Here is a 3,493-nt window from a genome sequence, read left to right as displayed (position 1 = left end):
AGAGCGTATAGCAAAGGAAAATGGTCTGCAAATTGAATTTATTCGAAAGACAGGAGCATTTCGGAAAGATGACAGGATCAAGGAAATCATCAAGGACCGAGGTGAAGAGCCAGGGCTGGTATACATTTTTTCGGCTATGGAGACTTGCAATACATATAAGCCCTGGCATGATAAAGCAAGCGGGAAGAGATTTTTGAAGCCGGATACAAGCAAGAGCCTTCACTATTATTTTTATTTCATTGACAAAGAATTGGGTCCTTGTTATTTACGGGTACCAACCTGGTGCCCATTCCGGCTCCAGTTTTATATGAACGGACACAACTTGCTTGCGACAAAGCTTAAGAAGAATAATATTGACTATGTCATGCATGACAATGCTTTTTATGCATGGAGGGTTATGCAAGTGGAATATGCTACTGACATAGCGTTCAGGAAGCAGTCAGACTTAAACCTGATGTATGACCATATTATAAGGGACAGCGATACATTCAGTAAAGCCGGATAATATAGCAACTTTTTTGGGACAAAGACTTACCCTTCACTATGAAGGTGAAGCCGGGAACAATTTTAACACAAGGATTCTCGGTACGAGAATAAAGCACCAAATGGGTGAAGTATCTATAAATTTGTAGTGCCTGAATTAGCTGGTATTCAGGTAACTTCATTCTGATTTTTTTCCACTTTGAGATGAATTTTGACCTTAAGGGACTACAGTACCGGCATACCAAGAAAGATAAACCTCATATGTGACAAATGCTTGCTTCACTGCTTTATGAATAAAACGAAAATTGTTGATGACATAGTGGTTAAGAGGATCATTAAAACCGAATTGGAAAACTGAATATACTTGGACAAGTTGATGGAATAACAGTGGTTTCTGCCCTTTATGATCTGTCTGATCAATTAAAACTGTAGATTGTTGAGTTATGTTTTTATTATAAAAAGATATATGAAATTAAAGTCCGTCAGTCTGTCATTGTGATGGCGGAAACAAGGAAAGGAGTGATACTGCTTGAATAATAACCCGGTTGACCAATCGATAATCAATAAAATATATGAAACATCAGGTGTTGCATATTTTGATAATAATTTACGGCCTATTATTGAAGATGTCATTAAAGAGCTCTTTTACTCCCATAGAGAATTGATATTCCTATTACAATTAAATCATATAGACAGGGCTCTTTACAAGTTTAGGCAAGCAAAGGGAAATAACCATATCAGGAATACTAAACAATACTTCAAAGCTTGTATTATAAGTGCTATTAAGGAAACTGTCCTTGACAATTTAGACTTAGTCGAATAAATATCTTATCAGTTATGTCATCTTAAATCATAAACTTATGTTTTTTGACATAAGCTTTATTTTTGCTTAAAATGTCCAATTGTTAGGCTGTCAATTGGAAATTTATACTGCAGTTTATTTTGAGAAGTTTACTGCAGAAAACCGTTAGAAGCAATACCAAAAGCAAGTGAAGCTGAGATACCTGAAGGTAAAAAGCTTATAGAAAAGATTGAAAACGAACATTTTGAGATATTTGAAAGATGTGAATACTGGACTGGAGATAGAGGGTATGATGATACTGATACGATAAAATATCTTTGGGGCCAGCATAAAATAAAACCTGTTATAGACATGAAAAATGGCTGGGAAGATAAGAATGAAATACGGATGTTTGAAGGAAGGCACAATATAATAGGGTATGACAATTACGGTACTATTTATTGTTATGATCCCGTGATGGGGGAAAGGCACCTGATGGGATATGGAGGCTTTGAAAAAGACAGAGAAGTTTTAAAATACATATGTCCTTGTAAAAGCATAGGTATAAGCTGTAAAGGGTGCGATAAATGTCCTTATTATAACAGGTCAGTCAGGATAAAACTTGAGGAAGACAGAAGAAGGTTTACACCTCTTGCCAGGTCCAGTTATGCATGGAAGAGGGAATATAAATCAAGGACAGCAACTGAGAGAGTAAACAGCAGGATAGATAATGTATATGGATTTGAAAAGCACTTTATCCGAGGGCTTAAAGAAGATGAAATTAAGATGCAGCCTTGCACTATTGGTGATGCTGGTTCTAGCAATAGGAAGGATAAAAGAGAAACGGCCTAAGTTAATGAGGAGTTTAAAAACTGCATAAAGTATTAGCAGTAAAGTATAAAAATTTAAAAGTTATCCATAGAAAATAGGTTAAGTGCGCCCTTTTTTGTGGATAAGGCAAAAAACTGGACATTTGAACATGTAAAATCTAACGTAGAACGATAATTATGACTGAACAGGTTAATTTAATACAAGGATACAAAGCTGAGGTCCTGTCAGCTTCTGAACAAAGAAGGCGACCAACAGCACTTAACAACGGCTTCACACAAGGGCTCGAGGGCAAAAGCATGATGCAAGGCTCTGGAGTACGAGCACGAAGAAAAGCTCGCCATACCGCTTCACCGGGTGCAAGCACCGCTTACGAAGAAGGGTTCTGCGGGTCCGGTTCATCGGCATCGTGAAGCCAAGACGTTAGTTGCAATACAGCTAAAGTTCCGCCATCCTTGGCGGGGTTGATATTTGGGTACTCCTAAAGAGTTTTTTGATTTAAGTTTTTTATAAATTTCAAAGGAGAGATTTGTATGCCATTAGTTAGAGCAGAGATTTTTGCCGGTAAGTCAAAGGAGTATAAGAAAAAATTACTTGATTCCATTCATTCTGCATTAGTAGAATCATTTAAAATTCCTGAAGACGATAGGATACAATGGATAATGATTTATACACTAACATCGGCTATGCTGTTGTCTGGTGTGTGAAATACATATTCATACCAATAGGAGTAAGTGTTTTGGCAAGAATTATTGCTGGCAAACTGCTTCGACCACAGCCTGAAAAGCAAAGAAAAAAACGGTCTTAATAAAAACCGTTTTAATAAATAAATCCCATCTAAAACCTTACAGCAACAAGCGTCGCCGTCCTTATTTATATTATAACACAATTGATTTGGATGTAAACAGTAAATTTGAAAAAATGGAAAGATTCATTATAGGATAGTTTTGTTAAAAGAGTAGACATCCGTGTCTGCTTCTAGCTTCGCGGGACCTAGTCCATCATGTAACAAAAGCACTCGTGTAAAGGTGTACAAGGTCTGAGTCCAGGAATTGATTTCTAAAACCTAAGTCCAGATAGCACACCACACCGATTCGCCGGGCATGCTTGCCTTGAGGTTCCAGGACGGCTTATGGACGTTGCAGACGCTAGACCGTTATCGGAAATCCGGTGCTTAGTTCCGCAACATCATATTACGGATTATAAAGTTGAACATTGAAGTTTTTTACTTCTTTTATTATATATTTGATATAATACCTGACTTTGGTATCAGACATTAAAAAATGGTGATAACTTTACAAAAATTGTAAGGCTGTTGCAACTGCAACAGCCCTTTTAAGTATCCGAAAATTCAAGTTATAGTTTATAGTTGAATATCGATTTTATTTGTGACTCTGTCAG

General features: G+C 36.8%; 4 protein-coding genes. All 4 read left to right on the top strand.

What is annotated here, in order from left to right; genetic code table 11:
* On the top strand, positions 1-505 hold a 505-nt coding region (locus HPY74_20415; protein ID NSW92972.1), incomplete at its 5' end, for a MarR family transcriptional regulator.
* A gap of 507 nt (positions 506-1,012) precedes the next feature.
* Positions 1,013-1,306, top strand: coding sequence for a hypothetical protein (locus HPY74_20410; protein NSW92971.1), 294 nt, complete (start codon positions 1,013-1,015; stop codon positions 1,304-1,306).
* Between the two features lie 330 nt (positions 1,307-1,636).
* The gene (locus tag HPY74_20405) at positions 1,637-2,116 is read left to right on the top strand and encodes a hypothetical protein (GenBank protein ID NSW92970.1); all 480 of its coding nucleotides are present in this window, start codon (positions 1,637-1,639) and stop codon (positions 2,114-2,116) included.
* Between the two features lie 509 nt (positions 2,117-2,625).
* Complete coding sequence (locus HPY74_20400; protein ID NSW92969.1) at positions 2,626-2,799, top strand: tautomerase family protein; 174 nt, start codon at positions 2,626-2,628, stop codon at positions 2,797-2,799.
* Positions 2,800-3,493 lie beyond the last annotated feature (694 nt).

The organism is Bacillota bacterium, from assembly GCA_013314855.1.
In the GTDB taxonomy this organism is placed as follows: domain Bacteria; phylum Bacillota; class Clostridia; order Acetivibrionales; family DUMC01; genus Ch48.
Note: the sequence above shows the minus strand (reverse complement) of the source record. Positions and strands in the feature narration are given on the sequence as shown.

Coding starts and splice junctions, on each gene's coding strand:
- HPY74_20405 (NSW92970.1), top strand. CDS start 1,637: ATGAAAAATGGCTGGGAAGATAAGAATGAAATACGGATGTTTGAAGGA.
- HPY74_20400 (NSW92969.1), top strand. CDS start 2,626: ATGCCATTAGTTAGAGCAGAGATTTTTGCCGGTAAGTCAAAGGAGTAT.